This is a genomic window from Paenibacillus tritici, assembly GCF_013204885.1.
Lineage (GTDB): Bacteria > Bacillota > Bacilli > Paenibacillales > Paenibacillaceae > Paenibacillus_AQ > Paenibacillus_AQ tritici.
In genome coordinates, this window is record NZ_JABMKX010000007.1 from 214,433 (window position 1) to 233,828 (window position 19,396).

Annotated in this window: 18 protein-coding genes; 5 read left to right on the forward strand and 13 right to left on the reverse strand. The window is 51.2% G+C overall.

All coding sequences use genetic code 11. From position 1 onward, the window contains the following. Positions 1 to 21: 21 nt before the first annotated feature. Positions 22 to 924, reverse strand: a complete 903-nt coding sequence (locus HQN87_RS14410; RefSeq protein ID WP_173134309.1) for a LysR family transcriptional regulator — start codon at positions 922 to 924, stop codon at positions 22 to 24. A 115-nt stretch (positions 925 to 1,039) separates the two neighbouring features. Between HQN87_RS14410 and HQN87_RS14415 the strand changes: the two genes are divergently transcribed. Next, a complete protein-coding gene (locus HQN87_RS14415; protein ID WP_173134311.1) occupies positions 1,040 to 2,209 on the forward strand; it encodes an MFS transporter in 1,170 nt (389 codons plus the stop codon). A gap of 54 nt (positions 2,210 to 2,263) precedes the next feature. On the opposite strand, the gene HQN87_RS14420 is transcribed toward HQN87_RS14415, so the two are convergent. The 3 genes from HQN87_RS14420 to HQN87_RS14430 form a co-directional block, all read right to left on the reverse strand. After that, positions 2,264 to 3,787: a malate:quinone oxidoreductase gene (locus HQN87_RS14420; protein ID WP_173134313.1), complete on the reverse strand. Its 1,524-nt coding sequence runs from the start codon at positions 3,785 to 3,787 to the stop codon at positions 2,264 to 2,266. 176 nt (positions 3,788 to 3,963) lie between these two features. Then, positions 3,964 to 5,172, reverse strand: coding sequence for a hypothetical protein (locus tag HQN87_RS14425; protein WP_173134316.1), 1,209 nt, complete (start codon positions 5,170 to 5,172; stop codon positions 3,964 to 3,966). A 158-nt stretch (positions 5,173 to 5,330) separates the two neighbouring features. Beyond that, on the reverse strand, positions 5,331 to 5,879 hold the full coding sequence (locus tag HQN87_RS14430) for a pyridoxamine 5'-phosphate oxidase family protein (RefSeq protein WP_173134318.1): 549 nt from the start codon (positions 5,877 to 5,879) through the stop codon (positions 5,331 to 5,333). 142 nt (positions 5,880 to 6,021) lie between these two features. On the opposite strand from HQN87_RS14430, the gene pdxR reads away from it, so the two are divergent. Next, the gene (pdxR, locus tag HQN87_RS14435; protein WP_173134320.1) at positions 6,022 to 7,452 is read left to right on the forward strand and encodes a MocR-like pyridoxine biosynthesis transcription factor PdxR; all 1,431 of its coding nucleotides are present in this window, start codon (positions 6,022 to 6,024) and stop codon (positions 7,450 to 7,452) included. Here the strand turns inward: pdxR and HQN87_RS14440 are convergent. From HQN87_RS14440 to HQN87_RS14460, 5 genes are all read right to left on the reverse strand, one after another. Beyond that, positions 7,447 to 8,841, reverse strand: coding sequence for an MFS transporter (locus HQN87_RS14440; protein WP_173134323.1), 1,395 nt, complete (start codon positions 8,839 to 8,841; stop codon positions 7,447 to 7,449). The genes pdxR and HQN87_RS14440 overlap by 6 nt on opposite strands. A gap of 75 nt (positions 8,842 to 8,916) precedes the next feature. Beyond that, positions 8,917 to 9,507 (reverse strand): TetR/AcrR family transcriptional regulator, encoded by a 591-nt coding sequence (locus tag HQN87_RS14445; RefSeq protein WP_173134326.1) that lies wholly within the window; start codon positions 9,505 to 9,507, stop codon positions 8,917 to 8,919. A gap of 139 nt (positions 9,508 to 9,646) precedes the next feature. Then, positions 9,647 to 9,856 (reverse strand): transporter, encoded by a 210-nt coding sequence (locus HQN87_RS33205; protein WP_436836468.1) that lies wholly within the window; start codon positions 9,854 to 9,856, stop codon positions 9,647 to 9,649. A 293-nt stretch (positions 9,857 to 10,149) separates the two neighbouring features. Further along, complete coding sequence (locus HQN87_RS14455; RefSeq protein WP_254075498.1) at positions 10,150 to 11,013, reverse strand: phosphotransferase; 864 nt, start codon at positions 11,011 to 11,013, stop codon at positions 10,150 to 10,152. Between the two features lie 109 nt (positions 11,014 to 11,122). Beyond that, on the reverse strand, positions 11,123 to 12,019 hold the full coding sequence (locus tag HQN87_RS14460; RefSeq protein WP_173134335.1) for an NAD-dependent epimerase/dehydratase family protein: 897 nt from the start codon (positions 12,017 to 12,019) through the stop codon (positions 11,123 to 11,125). Between the two features lie 150 nt (positions 12,020 to 12,169). On the opposite strand from HQN87_RS14460, the gene HQN87_RS14465 reads away from it, so the two are divergent. Then, positions 12,170 to 12,442 carry a hypothetical protein gene (locus HQN87_RS14465; protein ID WP_173134338.1) on the forward strand — a complete coding sequence of 91 codons (273 nt, stop codon included), beginning with the start codon at positions 12,170 to 12,172 and terminating at the stop codon, positions 12,440 to 12,442. 21 nt (positions 12,443 to 12,463) lie between these two features. On the opposite strand, the gene HQN87_RS14470 is transcribed toward HQN87_RS14465, so the two are convergent. After that, entirely contained in the window at positions 12,464 to 12,868 is a 405-nt protein-coding gene (locus HQN87_RS14470) for a VOC family protein (protein WP_173134341.1), read from the reverse strand. A gap of 209 nt (positions 12,869 to 13,077) precedes the next feature. On the opposite strand from HQN87_RS14470, the gene HQN87_RS14475 reads away from it, so the two are divergent. Together HQN87_RS14475 and HQN87_RS14480 are read left to right on the forward strand one after the other, a co-directional pair. Then, the gene (locus HQN87_RS14475; RefSeq protein WP_173134344.1) at positions 13,078 to 14,148 is read left to right on the forward strand and encodes a bifunctional transcriptional activator/DNA repair enzyme AdaA; all 1,071 of its coding nucleotides are present in this window, start codon (positions 13,078 to 13,080) and stop codon (positions 14,146 to 14,148) included. Continuing rightward, entirely contained in the window at positions 14,132 to 14,911 is a 780-nt protein-coding gene (locus tag HQN87_RS14480; protein WP_173134347.1) for an isocitrate lyase/PEP mutase family protein, read from the forward strand. Before HQN87_RS14475 ends, HQN87_RS14480 begins: the two co-directional genes overlap by 17 nt. A 68-nt stretch (positions 14,912 to 14,979) precedes the next feature. Here HQN87_RS14480 and bglH read toward each other — a convergent pair whose 3' ends face one another. The 3 genes from bglH to licT form a co-directional block, all read right to left on the reverse strand. Then, positions 14,980 to 16,389 carry an aryl-phospho-beta-d-glucosidase gene (bglH, locus tag HQN87_RS14485; RefSeq protein ID WP_173134350.1) on the reverse strand — a complete coding sequence of 470 codons (1,410 nt, stop codon included), beginning with the start codon at positions 16,387 to 16,389 and terminating at the stop codon, positions 14,980 to 14,982. 24 nt (positions 16,390 to 16,413) lie between these two features. Continuing rightward, the gene (locus HQN87_RS14490) at positions 16,414 to 18,318 is read right to left on the reverse strand and encodes a beta-glucoside-specific PTS transporter subunit IIABC (protein ID WP_173134353.1); all 1,905 of its coding nucleotides are present in this window, start codon (positions 18,316 to 18,318) and stop codon (positions 16,414 to 16,416) included. 141 nt (positions 18,319 to 18,459) lie between these two features. Next, positions 18,460 to 19,290, reverse strand: coding sequence for a BglG family transcription antiterminator LicT (gene licT / locus HQN87_RS14495; RefSeq protein WP_173134358.1), 831 nt, complete (start codon positions 19,288 to 19,290; stop codon positions 18,460 to 18,462). Positions 19,291 to 19,396 lie beyond the last annotated feature (106 nt).

Consider the following 19,396-nt stretch of genomic DNA (forward strand, 5'->3'; position numbering starts at 1 on the left):
GGAATATCTCTACGATACACCCTAGGTCTGACCTAAGGTCAAGGGGCTCAGCTCCCGGGTCACCTTCAAAAAAGCCTTAATCGCCGGCGAGAGCCATTTCTCTTCATGCCAGAACACTTGGGTCGCAAACGTAGTAGCCGTCAGATCCCAGGGCAATAAGACCAGCTCGCCCCGGTTCAACTCCTCCCTCACGGCCATTTCAGGCAAGATGGCAATACCCATTCCCAGCATCGCACATTGTTTAATCGCCTCAGCGCTGTGGAACTCCAGTTCGGTGATTCCCCCCATGCCCTGCTGCGACAGGCTCCGCTCAAAAAACATGCGGTAGGAGCAGCCCCGCTCCGTCAATAAAAAGGTCTCGCCATTAAAATCCTCAACAGCCAGTGCAGCACGCGCCGCCAAGGGATGCGTGGGAGCCGCCAGGATGCAAAAGGGCTCATCTATTATTTTCTCTCCGCAGAACCCTGCCTCGCCCTTCACTTCATCCAGCATGAAGATAATATCCACATCCCCCTCGCGCAGGCTCTGCTTAAGGCTCGCACTCACCAGCGGCTGAAAGATCAGCCGGACTGCCGGGTACATCGTGCGAAACTGGTGCAATACCGCCGGCAGCCGGTACGTACACAACGTCTCATCGGCACTTATCACGATCGTTCCTGTCAATTCACCGGATTGCTTGACGGCATGCTGGGCTTCCTCCACCATACACAATATGTTATCTGCATAGCGCAGGAACGTTCTCCCTGCATCGGTCAGCGTTACACTTTTGCCTAACCGGTCCACCAGCATTACCCCTAATTCTTCCTCTAACGCCTTAATCTGCATCGTAACGGTGGAGGGGACATAATTCTGCGCTTCGGCAGCTTTGGTGAAGTTCAGCGTAGAAGCAAGCGTATAAAAGGTCTTCAGTTGGCGCAATTCCATCACATTCCGCTCCTTCATTCAAAAAAAATGAACGTTATATTCATAAACGTTTCTTTGACTTAAACATAGCAGCATCGTAGAGTGATGACAAGAACGGTGATGAGGAGCGATTGAATTGAGAAATAAGTTATTGATCTATGTTATGGCCTTGGCCGTTTTTCTAATCGGAACCATTGAATACATTATTACAGGCGTCATCGAGATGATGGCGGTGGACCTTAACGTAACTACTTCCGAGGTAGGGCTGATGGTGACCGTATTTGCTCTGTCCGCAGCCATTGTCGCTCCGGTGCTAATTGCCTTAACCATTCATATGGACCGCAAGAAGCTGCTGGTGACTGCCCTTTGTGTGTTTATTGCCAGCAACGGGCTGATGCTCCTTAACCTGTCTTATGAGCTGCTGCTTGCGGTACGGATCATTCAAGGAGCTAGCGGAGGTATCGCTACGGTTGTAGCCATGGCAGTAGCGACACGGCTGGTCGAGCCGGAAAGAAGGGGCAATGCCATCGGCATTATTCTAATGGGGCTCAGCAGCTCCTTGGTGCTGGGTGTTCCGGCGGGCACCTTTTTTAGCGAGAGGTTTGGATGGAGGGTCCTGTTTATTGTGATCGGTATCCTGAGCCTTCTTCCCCTGATGATTATCTCCAGGAAGATTCCTGCCATACAAGAAGATAAGACCGTCTCCCTCAGGATGCAGCTCGCGGTGCTGAAGGATTCAAGAATTGTAACCGCCTTGGCGATCACCTTATTCTATGTCGGGGGTTACTCTACGCTCTTCACTTACATTACCCCTTACTTACAGGCAGCATCCTCGATGTCTATTACCGAAATTAGCGGGGTGCTATTCCTGGCGGGAATATGCAGCTTCATGGGGTCCAAAGTGGGCGGACAATTGGCAGATACCAAGGGATCACAATTCACCATTTGGGCAGGACTTCTGCTACAGGGAGCATCGCTCCTGTTATTCACTCTGGCGGGTGTCCATATCCTTGTGCTTATCCTGGTATTGATGATCTTCATGCTAGCAACCTGGAGCATTTCCCCTGCACAGCAGCTCTTACTGGTCACTCTGGTACCCCGGAATCCGGACATTGCCCTGAGCGTAAACACCTCGTTCATCCAATTCGGCTTTGCGCTGGGATCTTTATTAGGCGGGCTTGTCATCAGCCGCACCTCTGTACTGAATTTGAATTGGGTAGGTCTTGCTGCTGTAGGTGCGGCTCTGGTTCTTGCCGCCTTCCTGTTCAGCAGGAAGAGCAAGGCGGCTGCCAGCTCCCTCCGGTAACCCTGAATGCTGTTACAGACAAACATAAAGGCCATCCCTTGGGATGGCCTTTAGCTATATATGATTGACTGCAATCGGCTGCCCATGCCCCCCTGGCCCGTTAATAAGGCCCAGCGTTTGCGCTGCTGAAGTATGGATTTCGTGCAAAAGCTTCGGATTGGCCGACAGGGACATGCCATAGGACGGAATCATCTGTTTGATCTTCGGCTCCCAGTCCTTAACCTGCTGCGGGAAGCATTTGCCGATCACCTCCAGCATGACGGAGACCGCGGTTGAGGCCCCCGGAGAAGCGCCAAGCAAGGCCGCTATCGAACCGTCGGCACTGCTGATCACTTCCGTCCCGAATTGAAGCATCCCTTTACCGGCAGCCGTATCCTTAATAATCTGCACACGCTGGCCTGCCACCACCAGCTCCCAATCCTCGCTGTTCGCGTTCGGGACGAACTCCCGCAAGGCTTCCATGCGCTGCTCTTTGGACAACATGACCTGCCCGATCAGATATTTGGTCAATGACAGGTTCTTGGCTCCTGCCGCAAGCATCGTGACGAGATTATCCGGCTTCACGGAAGTAATCAGATCGAACATCGAACCGAATTTCAGGAACTTGGGCGAGAAGCCCGCAAACGGCCCGAAGAACAACGATTCCTGGTTCTCAATCACTCTGGTATCCAGATGCGGTACAGACATCGGAGGCGCGCCCACCGCTGCTTTACCGTACACTTTGGCATGATGCTGCGCTACAATATCCGGCTTCTTGCATACCATGAACAGTCCGCTGACCGGAAATCCGCCGATCGCCTTGCCTTCCGGAATACCGGATTTCTGCAGCAGATGCAGACTTCCTCCCCCGCCCCCGATGAAGACGAACTTAGCTGTATGGCGCTCTGCCTGGCCGCTCGTAAGATTACGCACCTTAAGCTCCCATGAGCCGTCACTGGTGCGCTTCAGGTCATCCACCTGATGATTATATCTGATATCGGTGTTGTTGTTCTTCAAGTGGTCGAACATCATGCGGGTCAGCGCACCGAAGTTAACATCTGTTCCCGAGTCGATTCTTGTGGCCGCTATCGGCTGGTCCAGTGTCCGGTTCTTCATCATCAGCGGAATCCATTCCATCAGCCGCCTTGGATCATCGGAGAATTCCATGCCCTGGAACAGCGGGCTATTTGAAAGCGCTTCAAATCTTTTTTGTAAAAACGTTACGTCCTTCTGCCCTTCTACAAAGCTCATATGCGGTACAGGTACAATAAAATCCTGTGGATTGCGTATTCGTTTCTGGCTTACCAGATAGGACCAGAACTGCTTGGAGAACTGATATTCCTCATTCACCTTAATAGCCTTGCTAATATCAATAGATCCGTCGGGTTGCTCCGTGGTGTAGTTAAGCTCACATAAGGAAGAATGCCCCGTTCCCGCATTGTTCCATTCATTGGAGCTTTCCTCCCCGGCACCCGCACGACGCTCAAACACAGTTATTTTCCATTCAGGAGCTAATTCCTTCAGCAGTGAACCAAGTGTTGCACTCATGATTCCGGCACCAATTAAAATAATATCTGTTTTCGTTTGTTGGTTGCTCATATTCTACCGTCCTTCTACCCTACGATTTGCAGGAAGGATGCAGGCACTCCTGCTCAGGTGCCATAGCAAGCCAGCGCGGACCTAGTCACACACCGTTTTGGATCAATCCTGCTCCTAGTGTATCACTATTGGATATAAATTTTAAGATTTATTCTTAATTTTTATAAACATTTTAATCAATAATGGCGGGCGGCATCGAACCAGCGTTGCGCCATTTCCTCTGTTATAGGCTGACTCAGCCCATGAGCGGACTGGCTAATCTGCCAAACGGCTTCGCCGAGGTCTTCTCTCTCGGTAGTCTCAATGCCCTTGAGCGAATTGAAGCGCATGGTGAATCTGGTAATCACTTCCTCCGCATCCGTAAAACTGCGGACCTCCGCCCAAGCTGTCTGCGCCTCATCGTAGGCTTCGTTAGCCAATTTGGCCAATCGTTTCGGCCAGGCCGAGAACGGGCGGCCATATTCGTTCATCCACCACTCCGGCTTCCGCAGCTTGCTCACGGATGCGAAGTCGTCCCAGGGGCGGGCCTTGGCACGCGCTTTCATCTGTTGTCTTAGGCGCTTCCCCCCGGCCTCTTCCACATTGTAGGCAATGAACCGGTCAAGCAGCGGCCACGAATCAAGGCCCGGCAGCTCCACCAGATCAGGCATGAAGCGCAGCTCCAGATTCGTGAGCCCTGTATGGCGGGCGAGAGAACCGAGATCGCAGAAGCTGCCCCACAGGCTGAGGGATTGAAGGTTCGGGAACCGATCCAGACTCCCCAGTGAGACAGGCTGACCCAGCGGCGGGCTATGCAGCGTCAAGTCCGTCGCCCCGTGCAGCTTACCAAGGTCTGGCAGACTGAAGGGGGGATCACTCTTGCGCCTGCTGGTATGCGGCACCAAGGTTAAGGAAGACGGCAGAGTGCCGGTAACCGAGATGCGTGACAGGTCGCCGGACAAGCCCAGGCGGCACGGGCGCTGCGGAAGCGTCAGGCTTAAGAACCCGCCCGGCTGCGGGCCGAGCTCGATATGCAGGCCGTGCACAATAGACAGGCTGGCGTCTACTACCGTATCTGCCGCCAGGACCGGAATCCAGGTCGCCTCTTCAAGGGGACGGTGCTGTGCCCATTCCAGGAACCCGGCGTCCTCGCCTGTATAACGCAAATAGCGCGGCCAGGGTGAGCCCGCCGGGGTGGCGAAGGCTTCAAATACGGGCCAGTTGATGACCGCATCTGGGGCAACATGAAGCTCAGCCTTATTCCCTAAGCCCGGCGGTCCGATAGATAAGCTGCCGACACCGGGCCGGGTAACCAGCGTGTGGCTGCGGGGACCTGTCAGGTCAATGACATAATCGCCGGGTTCTGTAATCGGAGCTGAACGGGGCGCTTGGTTATCCTCTGGCATTACCATCATCCTCTCTTCTTCGTTCACTTAAACATACGATATATTAATTCTCACAGCAACTTTGCTTAACTCATACCTCATCGGAACTGGCACAAAAAAGAAGCCTGGGCCCTTTCCGGCACAAGCTCCTGTCTCTTCCATATGACAGAGTGCAGTCGTTATACTTCCTGTCCTGCATTCGCACCTGCTCTGTACATGTTCTCTGCTTCAATCGGATTCTCTTTGGCCGTCACATGTTGCGGAGTAATCCGGCAGACTTGAACGGGCCCGCCGTATACGGCGGAGCGGTATTTATCTACATGCTGTTTCGACAAGGGACGGTTATGATAGCCGGGAACATATTTATTCATCATTTCCTGAAGGACCCGGGTAGCCTCGTCCAGATCTGTAATCGGCTCCGCTTGTCCGAATATCATCACGCTCATATAAGCGGTATCTGTTTTGGCAGGCACGGGATTGGTAATGGTTCCGTATTCCTCGCATACCGTGAAGCACACCTCTGAATTGGCACTCATCACCTGATTGCGTCTTCCGTCCCCCGCTCCGTGGAAATACAGCTTCCCGTCCATCCATACATAGTTAAGCGGCACCACATAGGGGAGATTCCCGTCCGCCAACCCCAGAAATCCAATCCTCGCCTGCCGCAAAAATTGTTCTATTCTCACTTCATCTGTACATTCCCTGACCTTATACCGAACTGGATTCATCTCGAAATCTCTCCTTCTCACGTGTACGTTATTACGGTAGTATATCAGTGAATGGATTGTACTTAAATATCCAAAGATGATGGTTTGGAGCAATCCATAATTCCTGTTACAGGACTGAATCTACGATTTGGAGGGTTACCCCATGCTGACCGTAAACCGCAAGGACAAGAGCCCGATCTGGCAGCAGCTGCTGAATCAGGCCATCGAACATATCACAAGTGGACAATGGGCACCGGGTGAGCTGCTGATCCCTTCGCGTGAGCTTGCCCACCTGGTAGGCGTCTCACGCTCGACCATTCAGATCGTCTATGAGGAACTGCTGAGCAGGGGGTATACCGTTACCTCCCGGCGCGGCGGGACAAGGGTCAACAACTGGAACCGGGTCACGGAGTCTTCAGCAGCACCCTTGGCAAAGGGTCCCGTACGGCCCGCACTCCCCCTGTTAAATTCAGCTGTCGATCAGCTACATGACTGGTTCGGGGGCATTCAGCAGCAGGAGGTGGAGATTGATTTCACACCCCATGAGCCTTATCTGGATGGACCCTTTCAGAAAAACTGGCGGCAATCCTTAATTCACGCCTCCACTGCCATGAGCTTATCGGATTGGGCCTATGGCAATCCCTATGGCCTCCTGGCCTTACGCCAGCAAATTCAGCGTTATTTGTTACTGGAACGGGGCATCCCGATCGGGACGAATCAAATTCTGTTAACCTCGGGCGCTCAGCATAGCCTTGATTTGATTGCGCAATCACTTTTGGCTGAAGGAGATACGGTCTCTGTAGAAGACCCCGGCTTCCCGGCAGCCTGGATGGCCATGAAGTACCGGCGGATGCATGTCGTCCCCGTCCCCGTAGATGAGCAGGGCCTGGTCGTGAGCCAGATCCATCCGGAGTCCAAGCTGGTCTTCGTGACCCCCTCGCACCAGTGCGCAGTAGGGTCCGTGATGTCTGAGCCGCGCAGGCAGCAATTGCTGCATAAGGCCGTGCAGGAGCAGTTGTGGATCATTGAGGATGATTATGACAGTGAATTCCGCTATCGCGGAGAGCCGCTGCCGACACTCTTCAGCCAGGCGGCGAATAACACCTTGTACCTGATGAGCTTCTCCAAAATGATTGCCCCCGGCATTCGGCTATCCGCGATCGTGGGATCGGCCGAGGCCATCGCCCAGCTTGCCCGTGTACAGGAGCTGACGTACCGTCATCTTCCCGTTATGGACCAGCTCACCCTGACCCACTTCATCAAGAACGGGCATTTCATGCGCCATATGAGAAGAGTCCGCAATGTCTACCGCCGGAGACATGAAGCCATAACCAAGGCTATCACGGCCAGCGGTTTAGGGGAGCGGTTCACCTTAAGCGGTGCCGAGACAGGACTGCATGTATTGCTTGAAGCAGAAGCATCCTACAACGAAGAAGCCGTAACCCGGCTAGCCCTGCAACAGGGAATACGTATATACCCTCTCGGGCCTTACTGTCTGGAGAGCCGCCGGAAGGGATGGGTGCTTGGGTTTGCCAAAGTGGATGAAGCCTCCATTGCACAGGGTATTCACCGTCTGGCCGGGCTGATCTTATAGACCATTCGTTAGGTGATCAGCAGCCTTTTTCCCCCGGCGTCCAAACTGAACAGAATAGACTGCAATCACCACAATGACCAGAACCGCAAGCACCGCAAAAATATTGCTATATACCATGGACGCATGGTTATCCGCTATAGGATTCAAGGCCGCCGCCGGCGCACCGGAATCAAGCACCTTGCCCAGTACAGCCGTCGATGAGGCGGCAGAGATGAAGGTCAGCATGGAGAATAAGCCCATTCCAACGCCTGTCTGCTCATGGGACAGCGTCCGGGACACGGTGTTCGACATTGCAATCTGCATGAACGACTGGCCCAGCACACAGAAGATCAAGGATAATGAGACCAGAACAGCATGCCTGCCGGCAACTACAGACAGACACAGGAAGCCAATAACAAGAAGCGCTGAGGCCGTATACACTAGTCTCGGGTTTCCTTTCTCATCTGCCAGTTTCCCGCCCTTGCGGCCCAGAAAGGTAGTAACTATTGCTGCGGGCAGCATGACGATCCCGATATAGGCAGGAGGCAGACCATTAACCAGGGCCAAGAGCTGGGGGATCAGATACGGAGAGCTGAAGCTGATTCCCGTAATGAAGAACGTAATGACAAGGATGACGGAATACTGTTTATTCCGGAAAATATCGGGAGAAATGAATGGAGCCGCAGCGAAGCGGATGCGCAGTACAAACAGGATCAACATAAAGAGGGCTGAAAGCCCGAGCCAGAGGCTAGTATTCGTCAACGCCAGCAGGATGGCCGTCACCGTTCCAGCGAGCAGCGCCCCGCCAAGCCAGTCGATGGGATCAGCATCCCCTTGCTCATCATCCAGATATTTGCGGTAGACAGGCAGCGTAAGCAGCGACAACAGCGGAATGACGAACAGAATCCGCCAGCTCCATGCGCTGATTACAAAACCGGCAACAATCGGCCCCATCGCCGTACCGAGCGCAATCCCGATAGCAGACATGCCGAGCGCCCGGCCCCGCTTATCAGGAGAGAAGTAACGGACCGGTACAATCATAGCCATCGCAGGGATAACTGAGGCGCCAGCCGCCTGCACAACACGACCGGCAATAATCATCCAATATTCTGTAGCTGCAAGGCCGGCGATAGATCCCAGGACGAAGAGTAACAATCCGAACGTCAGTAAATCCTTCAGCCGGTATTTCTCCGTCAATTTGCCGAAGGTTACGGCGCCGACAGCATATACAATCATATAACTGGTAATGATCCAGCTTACCTGGGAGGAAGATAATTCAAATTGCCTGCTGATCGTCGGCAGGACAATATTGAACATATTCGCATTCATTGACGAAATAATCAGTGTAAAAATCAGGGCGCGCATTAATAGATTTCCTGTATTTTTGGGGTTCACAGCATGAGATTGCATGATTTGTACTCCTCTCTGAATGCCTTGCTCTAATGTAGTCTGTCAGTACTTACTGTCATTTTGTTCAAAAAACAACTAGGGCGTTAAAGCCCTAGTAAAGGTCTGCACACTCGCGGTTATGAACTCCTCCAGCGACACCGAGGTGAAGTTGGCATCATCGTCCAGATGATTCAGGAAGGCACCGTAATTCATCACCATAAACTGCACTGCCTGCACTCTGGCATTGCCGGGAACCAGCTTACCCTGCTCCGTCATGGTTGTGAAATACTCCGTCAGAGCCTGCATTAACTGCTCAGGGGAGTTTCTGGTATACTCCTCCAGCCCGGGCAGATTATCCGCCTCTTTAATACAGATCATAATCATCTTCCGGTTGCGGTTCATAATCTCATGATAGGTCCGGCTGATCAGAAGCAGATCCCTCTGAAGATCCCACACAATCCTCTCATTGAACAGCCTAACCATCTCCCCGGCATAATGAAAACGGTCGAATGCCTGCTCCAGAAGGTTCTGCTTGCTGCCGAACTGCCGGAACAGCGTTTTTTCACTTAAACCCGCTGCTGCTGCAATCTCCTGGGTAGTCACGCTCTTGTAGCCCTTCTCTGCGAACAGATCAATGGCAGCGATCAGCAATTTATCACTGGTGCTTAAATTCTGGCCTTCACTCATGTATATTCCTCATTTCAGTATTCAACAATTGACTGTCAGTACTTACTGTCATTTAAGTAAAAGAATACACCCTGCTAATCATAATAGCAAGGTGTATTCCGCTGGAAGCACATGTTACCAGGAGGGAGCTACAGTTAACCTAGAAGCAGGTGAACGAGCTAATCCGGCTCAGATCAATGCCGAAGTAACCCCAGAACAATCCGTTCCATCTGAAGCCTGCAATAGAATTGCGTCCGACAAATACCGGGTAGAACCAGAATTGCTCGCCGTTGTTCAGCCAGATATAAGTGTTGCGGAACAGGCAGCGTCTGATCCCTCCGGGGTCAACGGCAAATGTGGTAGCCTGCATTTGCGGTACGAATTGCGGTGGAGGAGCCGTTGGCGCCTGCACGCCTCCCGGTGCACCTCCCGGAGACCCCGGAAATCCCCCCGGGCCTCCGCCTGGAAACCCCGGCACGCCTGGTCCACCCGGAAATGGAAATCCGGGTCCTCCGGGTCCTCCCGGAATTCCCGGAAACCCTCCGCCGGCTCCCGGTATTGGCAAAATTCCCATATATGATCGCTCCCCTTTCAACTAATAGGCATAATCATCATATGCATTCGCGGAGAAGTTGCCTGGGCGGATGCCCATACCAAGAGCAATCAGACCATAGGGTACGAGCGGAATTCAGTGATAAATTCCTCCAGCCAGTCTTCTGTGAAATCCAGTGCACCACTGTCATGGATGAATTCAACATCAAGACCCATGACCCACAACCGGCGGGCGATGATAAACAGATCCATCGCAGATTCATCCTGCTCAGAGAAATCCCGGACAGAGCGATAGCCGGAGATCAGCGTATTCCACAGCGGGGTCTTTTTCTCCTCCGGCAAGCGTTTTCTATGACGGACTTGCACCAGGTCGTATGCCCGCCATCCTTTTGCCGCCCATTCAAAGTCATAATGCGTGAAGGTATCGCCTTCCTGGAAGGCGTTATTATTCCCATGCAAATCGCCATGGCAAATCCCCCAATCCAAGCCTTGACTGGCGGCCTTGTGGATTCGCTCTATTAACGCGTCCGAGAACTCCCGCAGGAATGGAGTGGCGTGATGCCCCTCTCCAAGATAGTCCACAATACGCTCTAACGGCTGGCTGATCAGAGCGTTAGTATCCATATTGTATCTTGGAAGCTCCAGGGAGATGTTGTCCATGGCAGCGTGTAATTCGGCAGCGGACTTCCCGAAAGCGAAGCATGACTTCTCGTCATGAAGCACATTCTCCGTACCGGTCAGGTAGCTGAAAATCACGGCAACTCTCGGGCCCTCTGGGGCATGGATCACCGAGAATGATCCGCCGTCCTTTTGGAGAACAGGAACAGACACCTTGGTACTTGCTGAGCTTAACTGATAATCGAGCTGCGTCAGTAGAGACATCTCGTAGGCCACATCATTTTCGCTGACGGATTGACGGTATACGCGAAGAATATAGTATCCTCTAGAGGTGCGAAGTCTATAGGTATCATTCAATCCGCGTAACCAGAAGAGGCAATCCTTCCACTCCCCAATGTCATACAGACAGCTCAGGCAGTGTTCTAAATATTTCGGGGCAAGCACGGAACGTAAAGCAGTTGGTTTATTATACATCTGAGTCTCCTCGGGCTTGTTTCTCCAATTGGATCATCGTTTCTTCAAACCCTTTAACCGGACTGTAGCCCAGTTCATCTTTTATTTTGGTATAACTATACGCCATTCTTATAGGGTCTCCGCCCGGTGTGGTGAACTTCTTATTCATGGCACGCCCAATACGTACAGTGAACTCTTGCTCCGGGTAATTCCCGTCTACTGCATTGTAGCATTGGTTCACGGCCGCAGGATGCGTTGCTGCCAGTACACACATCTCAGCCAAGTTCTCCGCATGGACCCAAGGGGTCAGATCATCCGGGTGAATCCAATTCACATCCTCTATATCAGCAAGCCTGGCAATCAGCTTATCGCCCCAGTGGGAGTTAGACTCGGAGCAGATCACTCCAGGACGCAGAATTACACATTCCAGCCCCTTAGCTATTGCTGCCTGTATAATCCGCTCCGATTCACATTTGGTTGAGATGTACACCTCCGAATGACCATATGCCAAATCACTTTCTTCATCCAGCTCTACCGCTCCATCACAATGACCATACACCGACAGCGTCGAAATATGTACGAAGCGTTCAACCCCGGCTGCTATAGCCCCATCCACCAGGTTCTGGACCCCTTCAATATTCGACGCCTCAGCGGTAGCTCTATCCTCACCAAGATACGCCGCAGCGTGAATGATAACATCAACGTTGTGAAGCGCTTTCAATATTGCGTCTTTATCCGTTAAGTCTCCAATAACGGGTGTAATGCCTAGCTGACTGCAAAGGTCCATCTTCTCTTTATTACGTATAAGTCCTTTAACTTCAGCGCCTTCCTGCAGGCACCTGGCGGCAATTTTGTCCCCTGCCGTACCCGAGATCCCTGTAACCAGAACAACCTTATTGCGAAGCTTCATTTCGATTCTCCTTTAGCCCACTTGCTATTGCTATAGATATGGATCTTATATGAACAAATTCTAGTATATAAAATATTTGCAATCTATAGCAAATCCCCGCTCCGAGGGTTCATAATAGATTCATCATGATTAGAGCGGGGGCTTTGGAGCATGGAACTGAACGAACAAGGTGTACTCCTTATTGATGAACAGGATATCTGCAATATGTATTTTTACTCAGTCCATGATGGAACAGCATTCAAGGATTCCTTCCGGTTTGAGATGCAGCTGCAGGGGATTGAACTTCATCCCGGCAGTGTAACCGAGCTCGTTCATCCGCCGCAGATGCCGGAAGGCTACCCGGAAGAAGACCTTCCACTTGTCGTTGAAGCCGTCTATGCTGTAATCCGGGAGAATGATCCGGGCTTCGGGGTGTGGTCATAGGACCGGACCCCGAAGGTTCCGTCAACCTCTACCGCTGAACCGTCTGATCGCCTCCTCAGTTACCGGCTCAAAGAGATTGACGAGGTTGCCGTCAGGGTCGCGGAACAGCATGGAACGGTTGCCCCAGGGCATCAGGGTCGGTTCTTTGACCCAATCGCCAATAGCAGGCTTCAGGCGCGCGTACTCTGCTTCGACATCGTTAACGCAGAACTCGATGATGACACTGTGATTATTGGCTGCCATTACAGAACCGGCTCCGAATAGCTGCGCCGTCTGGGAGTGGCCGATTGCCAGGGTGCATGATGGCACAACGAGCTCAGCAAACACTGGAGCGGGACGCTCCGCCGTAACACCCAGAACATGCTCATAGAACCCGACGAGACGATCTACATCGTCGGTAATAATGCGTACAGAAGCGAAATTCACAAGATATCATCCTTCCTATTTATACATCATACCTTCTTCCCCTAATATAAAAGAACGCTACTGACAACGTTGTGTCAGTAGCGTTTTTTTTGAGCTTCCTCGCGAATCCGCCCAATATCGAATATTCAAAATAAGTGCCTGATTTTCGGCTACGGCCGTCATGGGCAAGATATATAATAAATCTATCCTTAAAGGTGCAGGTGCTGATCATGATCCATAATGAGGAACGCAAGGCAGAATATTATAAAGCCCTTATCGAGAAAAAAACAGAATACGAAGGCGTCTTCTATGTAGGCGTCACTTCCACCGGCGTATTTTGCCGGCCGACTTGTCCAGCCAGGAAACCAAAGTACGATAACTGCGAGTTCTACGAGACTGCGCAGCAGGCGCTTCTGGCTTCCTTCCGCCCGTGTCAGCGCTGCCGGCCCTTATCCCATCCGAATCATGTTTCGGATATCGTCCGGCTGCTGGTCGAGGCCGTGGAGCGGAACCCGGAGAAGCGCTGGAAGGGCCAAGATTTCAAGGCGTTATCCATTGATGAATCCACTGCCCGCCGTCAATTTAAAAAGCGCTTCGGCATGACCTTCGTGGAGTACGCCAGGTCCCGCCGAATGGGACTGGCCTTGAAGAATATCCGGTCGGGAGGGAAGATTATCGACACACAACTTGCTTCCGGCTATGATTCCAGCAGCGGCTTCCGGGATGCCTTCTCCCGCATTATGGGGGCGGCGCCTACGCGGTCAGAGAGCAGCCTTATTCTTAGAGCAGCATGGCTGGACACACCGCTCGGTCCTATGATGGCAATAGCGGACGACAATGAGCTCTATCTCCTGGAATTCGTAGACCGCCGGGGGCTGGAACGCGAGGTTGAACGGTTAAGGACCCGACTGAAGACAGCGATTATTCCAGGACAGACCCTGCCCATTCAGTCGATGGAGCGAGAGCTGGGCCAGTTTTTCGAGGGAACATTAATCGAATTCAAGACACCTCTCCATCTGATGGGATCACCTTTTCAGCAGAGCGTATGGGAACAGTTAAAGAAGATTCCACCCGGCGAGACCCGTTCTTACGCAGATATCGCACTGGCGCTCGGCAAGCCTAGAGCCTATCGTGCGGTGGCACAAGCGAATGGGGCCAATCAGCTGGCAATCGTCATTCCCTGTCATCGCGTAATTAACACCAGCGGCGGGCCCGGCGGGTATGGCGGCGGAGTCGCACGCAAAGAATGGCTGATAAATCATGAGAAAAACGGAGGTCAAAACCATGAACAATCAACTTGAGCAAGCACGGAAATTTCACGAATTGCATAGAAGCGGCACCCCGCTGGTCCTTGTCAATGCCTGGGACGCCGGAAGCGCGCAGATCATTCAAGGAGCAGGAGGCCAGGTGATCGCTACCGGCAGTTGGTCTGTAGCTGCCGCGCATGGATACGACGATGGGGAGAAGCTTCCCTTCGACCTCGTTCTGTCTAATCTCCAGCGGATTAGCCAAAGTGTAGATCTGCCCGTTACGATAGATATTGAGAGTGGCTATGGACCTTCGCCTGAGATAATCAAGAACAATGTGCTCAAGGTCATCGAATGCGGAGCCGTAGGCGTCAATATTGAAGATCAGAAGATCCATGAACCGGGGCTATATCCCGTAGAGGAGCAAGTCCTGCGCATCACAGCTGTGCGGGAAGCCGGTGTGGATACGTCGATTCCCCTTTTTATTAATGCCCGAACCGATATCTTCTTTGAGACCCCATCAGCCGAGCATGGGGAAGCCCACTTGGAAGCTGCCCTTCAAAGGGCACACGCCTATGCGGAAGCCGGAGCTCACGGGATCTTCGTGCCAGGTTTGTGTAATGAGGAGCTGATCGCGAGATTATGCCAACAGTCTTCGCTCCCCGTTAACGTTATGGTTTCGCCGGATTCACCTTCTCTCCAGAGATTGGCGTCGTTAGGAGTCGCCCGCATCAGCTATGGTCCGCGTCCCTATTTGATATTGATGGATGCCTTGAAACAAGCTGCCGTGCGGGCCCTTGCCCTCCAGGAACTGTGATTAAGGGTGTTTCCAATAAGAAACGGCTGGTCAGGTTCCCCTGATCCAGCCGTTTCCTTTGATTATGACTATAAACTTGCCCCGTTGGACGCGATAACCTCCTTGTACCAATCAAAGCTCTTCTTCTTGATTCTGCGCAGGGTGCCGTTCCCCTCATTATCTTTATCGACATAGATGTACCCGTACCGCTTCTTCATCTCACCTGTAGAGGCACTCACGATATCAATCGGTCCCCAGCTCAGGAAGCCCAGCAATTCAACGCCGTCTTCAATCGCTTTGCCCGCTTCAATCATGTGGTCCCGCAGGTAGGAGATTCGGTAATCATCATGGATGCTCTGATCTTCTTCTACCGTATCTACAGCGCCGAAGCCGTTCTCAACAATGAAAAGCGGCTTCTGATACCGGTCGTAGAGCTGGTTCAGCGTGAATCTCAGGCCCGTGGGATCAATCTGCCAGCCCCACTCCGATGCTTTCAGATAAGGATTCTTGACCCCCATAGCCAGGTTGCCCGATACCATCTCCAGACCACTCGGATCAGCACTGGCACAGCGGCTCTTGTAATAGCTGAAGCTGATATAATCAACGGTATGCTGCTTCAGCAGCTGTTCATCCTCTGCCGTCAGATCCAGCTCGACGTCATACTCCTTGAACCATCGTTTCACGTAAGTAGGGTAGTACCCTCTAGCCATAACATCTGTGAAAAAGTAGACCTGTCTATCCATCTCCATGGCTGTGAGAATATCATCGGGATGGCAGGTATGCGGGTAATACGGCCCTGCGGCGATCATACAGCCCATCTGCGAGCCCGGAATAATCTCATGGCAGGCCTTCGCGGCCAATGCGCTGGCTACATGCTGGTAGTGCGCCATCTGGTAGATGATCTGCTTCTTGTTCTCGCCTTCCTCAATGACCGTTCCTCCGCCGACGAAGGGAATGTGGAGCAGCACGTTGATCTCGTTGAAGGCGATCCAGTATTTCACCTTGTCTTTGTAACGCTTAAATACAGCAATCGCATATCTCTCAAAGAACTCAATCAGCTTGCGGTTTCTCCACCCGCCGTAATCCTTAACAAGTCCAAGCGGCATTTCATAATGGGACAGTGTCACAACCGGCTCAATATTATACTTCCGCATACAATCGAATAATTGGTCGTAAAACTGCAAACCGGCTTCATTGGGAGTCTCTTCGTCCCCGTTAGGGAATATTCTTGTCCAGGCAATGGAGGTACGGAGCGCCTTGAAGCCCATCTCAGCGAATAACGCGATGTCCTCCTCGTATCTGTGGTAGAAATCTATAGCCTCATGGTAAGGATTCTTCTTACCCGGATGCTCATAGGGCGGGTTAAAGATGCCGTTGCCCAGAATGTCAGCAATAGATAGCCCTTTACCGTTCTCCTGATAAGCGCCTTCCACCTGATTAGCCGCAATCGCGCCCCCCCATAAGAAGCCTTCCGGGAATTGCATGTCTGTCTGTTTCATTATCTCTTCTTCCCTTCTATTGGTTCATACATTAAGTTTCAGCAGAGTATCCTTTTCTTTCACGGTAGTCTGGCTGACAGGCGTAATGCCTGCATAGTCGCTGGTATTAGAGATGATCACCGGAGTAATGATGTCGAAGCCCTCCTGAATAATGCTGTCCCTATCGAATTCAAGAATCAGATCGCCGACATTTACCCGGTCACCTTGATTCACATGGAGCGTGAAGTGTTTGCCGCCCAGCTTGACCGTATCAATCCCGACATGAATCAGAACCTCTGCCCCGTCGTCGCTGGTAAGGAGGACAGCATGCTTCTTCTTGAAAGCCACCGACACAACACCATGAATTGGGGATACAACACGGCCCTCACTAGGGAGAATTGCAATGCCTTTACCCATCGTCTCCTGCGAAAAGGCAGGATCGCTGACTTCGCTTAAGCTTTTAACCTCGCCTGCAATGGGAGCATAGATTTCTTCGTTTTGCAGCTTTTTGGCAGATTGAGGTTCGTTAGCAGGCGGGCTCGGAAGGTCCGTACTGTTCTCTTCCACTGGTGCCTCTGTAACATCCTTGAAGCCCAGAACATAAGCGACAACAGCCGCAACGACAAAGCTGACACATACTGCCAGAATCATCAACGAAAATTTATGTCCGATGTACAGCGGCAAGGACGGCAAGCCGACTTTCCCCAGCGCATAGGCTGCCACCTGGAAGATACTTAAGATGAATGCACCTGCCGCACTGCCGATCAACCCGGCAATAAACGGCTTTTTCAACTTGAGGTTCACCCCGTAAATAGCTGGTTCTGAGATGCCCATCAGCGCGCTAATCGTTGAGGCTCCGGACAAGGACTTCATATTATTGTTTTTGGTCTTCAGGAATACGGCGAATACAGCACCGGCCTGCGCGATATTAGCAACGGTCATAATCGGCATAATGTAGTCGAAGCCGTTCTGGGCAATGGCCTGAAAGACAAGCGGAATGAGGCCGTAATGCAGTCCGGTGATGACCATCAGCGAGAATGTGGCTCCAAGCAGCGTTCCGGCGATGACACCAAAATGCTCATAGAAATACATGTAGCCATCGGCAATGGCATTACCCGCATAAATTCCTAATGGGCCAATCACGATTAAGGCGATAGGTGCCACAATTAACAGGATCAGCATCGGCTCCAGGATGGTCTTCAGTACATTCGGTACAATTTTGCGGACAAAACGTTCTACATAAGACATAATCCATACGGTTGCAATAATAGGAATCACAGAAGAAGAGTAGGATACCAGTTTGACCGGCAATCCCAGGAAGCTCATCGACGATATACCGTCGGCCATAAACTTGGCAAAGTTAGGATGGAGCAGCACGCCCCCTATCACAACAGCCAGATACGGATTGACATTGAATTTCTTGGCAGAGCTGAAGGCGAGCAGCATTGGCAGGAAATAGAATACGGCATCTGAAATAATATTCAGAATTTTGTAGAGATCCGAATTTGCTGCTGTGGCATTGAACATGACAATTACAGCCAGCAGCGCCTTGATCATCCCTGCTCCCGCTATAGCCGGAACAATGGGATTGAATATTCCCGGTAAGATATCTGCAAAAAACTTGCCAACCGAAGCCTTAATGCCGAGCTTCTGCCCTTTATTGTTACCTTGTTGTTCAGCGTTCTCCTTGGCAGAGGCAGCATTGTTTTTGGCAATCTTGCTTAACTCTCCGTACACCTTGGATACATCGTTGCCGATGATGACCTGAAATTGCCCGCCGTTAATGTTAACATCCATCACTCCAGGCAGCTCCTTTAGCTTTATTCGGTCCGCCGCCCCGTTCTCCCGCAGATTGAAGCGAAGTCTGGTCATACAATGGGTATAATCCTGTATGTTGTCTTCCCCGCCTACTAATTTTAGTATTTCTTTCGCCAGCTTTTGTTGATCCATGGTACAGCTCACTCCTCTTCATTGATAAGAAAAATATAAGAAAAACCTAAACCGGTGAAAGAATACCCCTAGCAAAACACAGGGATAGTCCTTTCCCAGTTTAGGTTTTGCCTGCTCCGCAGTAGCAACCCCAAACAAGGGTTATTTTAGATGTACGACTCTTTCAATATGAATCGTTAAATACATGACTTCTTCATTGGTCAGTGTACAATTGTATGTTTTTCGGATATAATCTTGAATCTTCCGTCCACACAAGAAGGAATCCTTATACTGCTGCTTGACCATCTCATATAACTCACTATCGGTATTCTCAATATGTGTGCCATTTAATATTCTCCGGGCGAAGAATTTGAGATGGGTGACGAACCTGTAATACGTCAGCGACTCTTCGTCGTAATCAATTTTGAAATGATACTTCACGATATTGAGAATCTCATGCATGATCTTGGTGATTTTAACTACATTTGGGATTTCTTCATTCATATGCGCATTTACCAGATGGAGCGCAATATGAGCGGCCTCGTCTTCCGGGAACCGGATTCCCAGCTCCTCATGGATCAGTAACAGCGCTTTCTCACCAATCTCGAATTCATCCTTGTAGAATTTCTTGACCTCCCACAGCAACACATTCTTGATATGGTGTCCCTGCCTGAAGCGTTCGATGGCCGAATGGATATGGTCGGTCAGACTAACATAGATGCTGTCGTGCAGTCTCTTCCCCAGATTCATTTTGGCGAGATTAATAATGCGCTCCGAAATCTCCATATGAGCAAGCGGGATCTCGGATAGAAGCGTCTTCATTTTGTCGGATATACTCTCATTATCCATGAAGACCTTCTCAATTTTATCTTCTTCAATGAGGTCGCCCGGCTTCTTCTTGAACGCAATCCCCCTGCCTATTACCACCACTTCTTTATTCTGGTCATTCACAGTAATGATGGCATTATTATTCAACACTTTTGCAATTCTCATAATAACCACCTTTATCACAAAATAAAAAAAGGCAAGACCACAAACTTCGCCATATAAATATAGCTCTGTTAATGGTATTGCCTACATACGTAGTAACAATCCGTTA

Bases quoted from the DNA above. Each gene is read 5' to 3' on its own strand.
- HQN87_RS14410 (WP_173134309.1), bottom strand. From the start codon at position 924: ATGGAATTGCGCCAACTGAAGACCTTTTATACGCTTGCTTCTACGCTG.
- HQN87_RS14420 (WP_173134313.1), bottom strand. From the start codon at position 3,787: ATGAGCAACCAACAAACGAAAACAGATATTATTTTAATTGGTGCCGGA.
- HQN87_RS14425 (WP_173134316.1), bottom strand. From the start codon at position 5,172: ATGCCAGAGGATAACCAAGCGCCCCGTTCAGCTCCGATTACAGAACCC.
- HQN87_RS14430 (WP_173134318.1), bottom strand. From the start codon at position 5,879: ATGAATCCAGTTCGGTATAAGGTCAGGGAATGTACAGATGAAGTGAGA.
- pdxR (WP_173134320.1), top strand. From the start codon at position 6,022: ATGCTGACCGTAAACCGCAAGGACAAGAGCCCGATCTGGCAGCAGCTG.
- HQN87_RS14440 (WP_173134323.1), bottom strand. From the start codon at position 8,841: ATGCAATCTCATGCTGTGAACCCCAAAAATACAGGAAATCTATTAATG.
- HQN87_RS14445 (WP_173134326.1), bottom strand. From the start codon at position 9,507: ATGAGTGAAGGCCAGAATTTAAGCACCAGTGATAAATTGCTGATCGCT.
- HQN87_RS33205 (WP_436836468.1), bottom strand. From the start codon at position 9,856: ATGCAGGCTACCACATTTGCCGTTGACCCCGGAGGGATCAGACGCTGC.
- HQN87_RS14460 (WP_173134335.1), bottom strand. From the start codon at position 12,019: ATGAAGCTTCGCAATAAGGTTGTTCTGGTTACAGGGATCTCGGGTACG.
- HQN87_RS14465 (WP_173134338.1), top strand. From the start codon at position 12,170: ATGGAACTGAACGAACAAGGTGTACTCCTTATTGATGAACAGGATATC.
- HQN87_RS14475 (WP_173134344.1), top strand. From the start codon at position 13,078: ATGATCCATAATGAGGAACGCAAGGCAGAATATTATAAAGCCCTTATC.
- HQN87_RS14480 (WP_173134347.1), top strand. From the start codon at position 14,132: ATGAACAATCAACTTGAGCAAGCACGGAAATTTCACGAATTGCATAGA.
- bglH (WP_173134350.1), bottom strand. From the start codon at position 16,389: ATGAAACAGACAGACATGCAATTCCCGGAAGGCTTCTTATGGGGGGGC.
- HQN87_RS14490 (WP_173134353.1), bottom strand. From the start codon at position 18,318: ATGGATCAACAAAAGCTGGCGAAAGAAATACTAAAATTAGTAGGCGGG.
- licT (WP_173134358.1), bottom strand. From the start codon at position 19,290: ATGAGAATTGCAAAAGTGTTGAATAATAATGCCATCATTACTGTGAAT.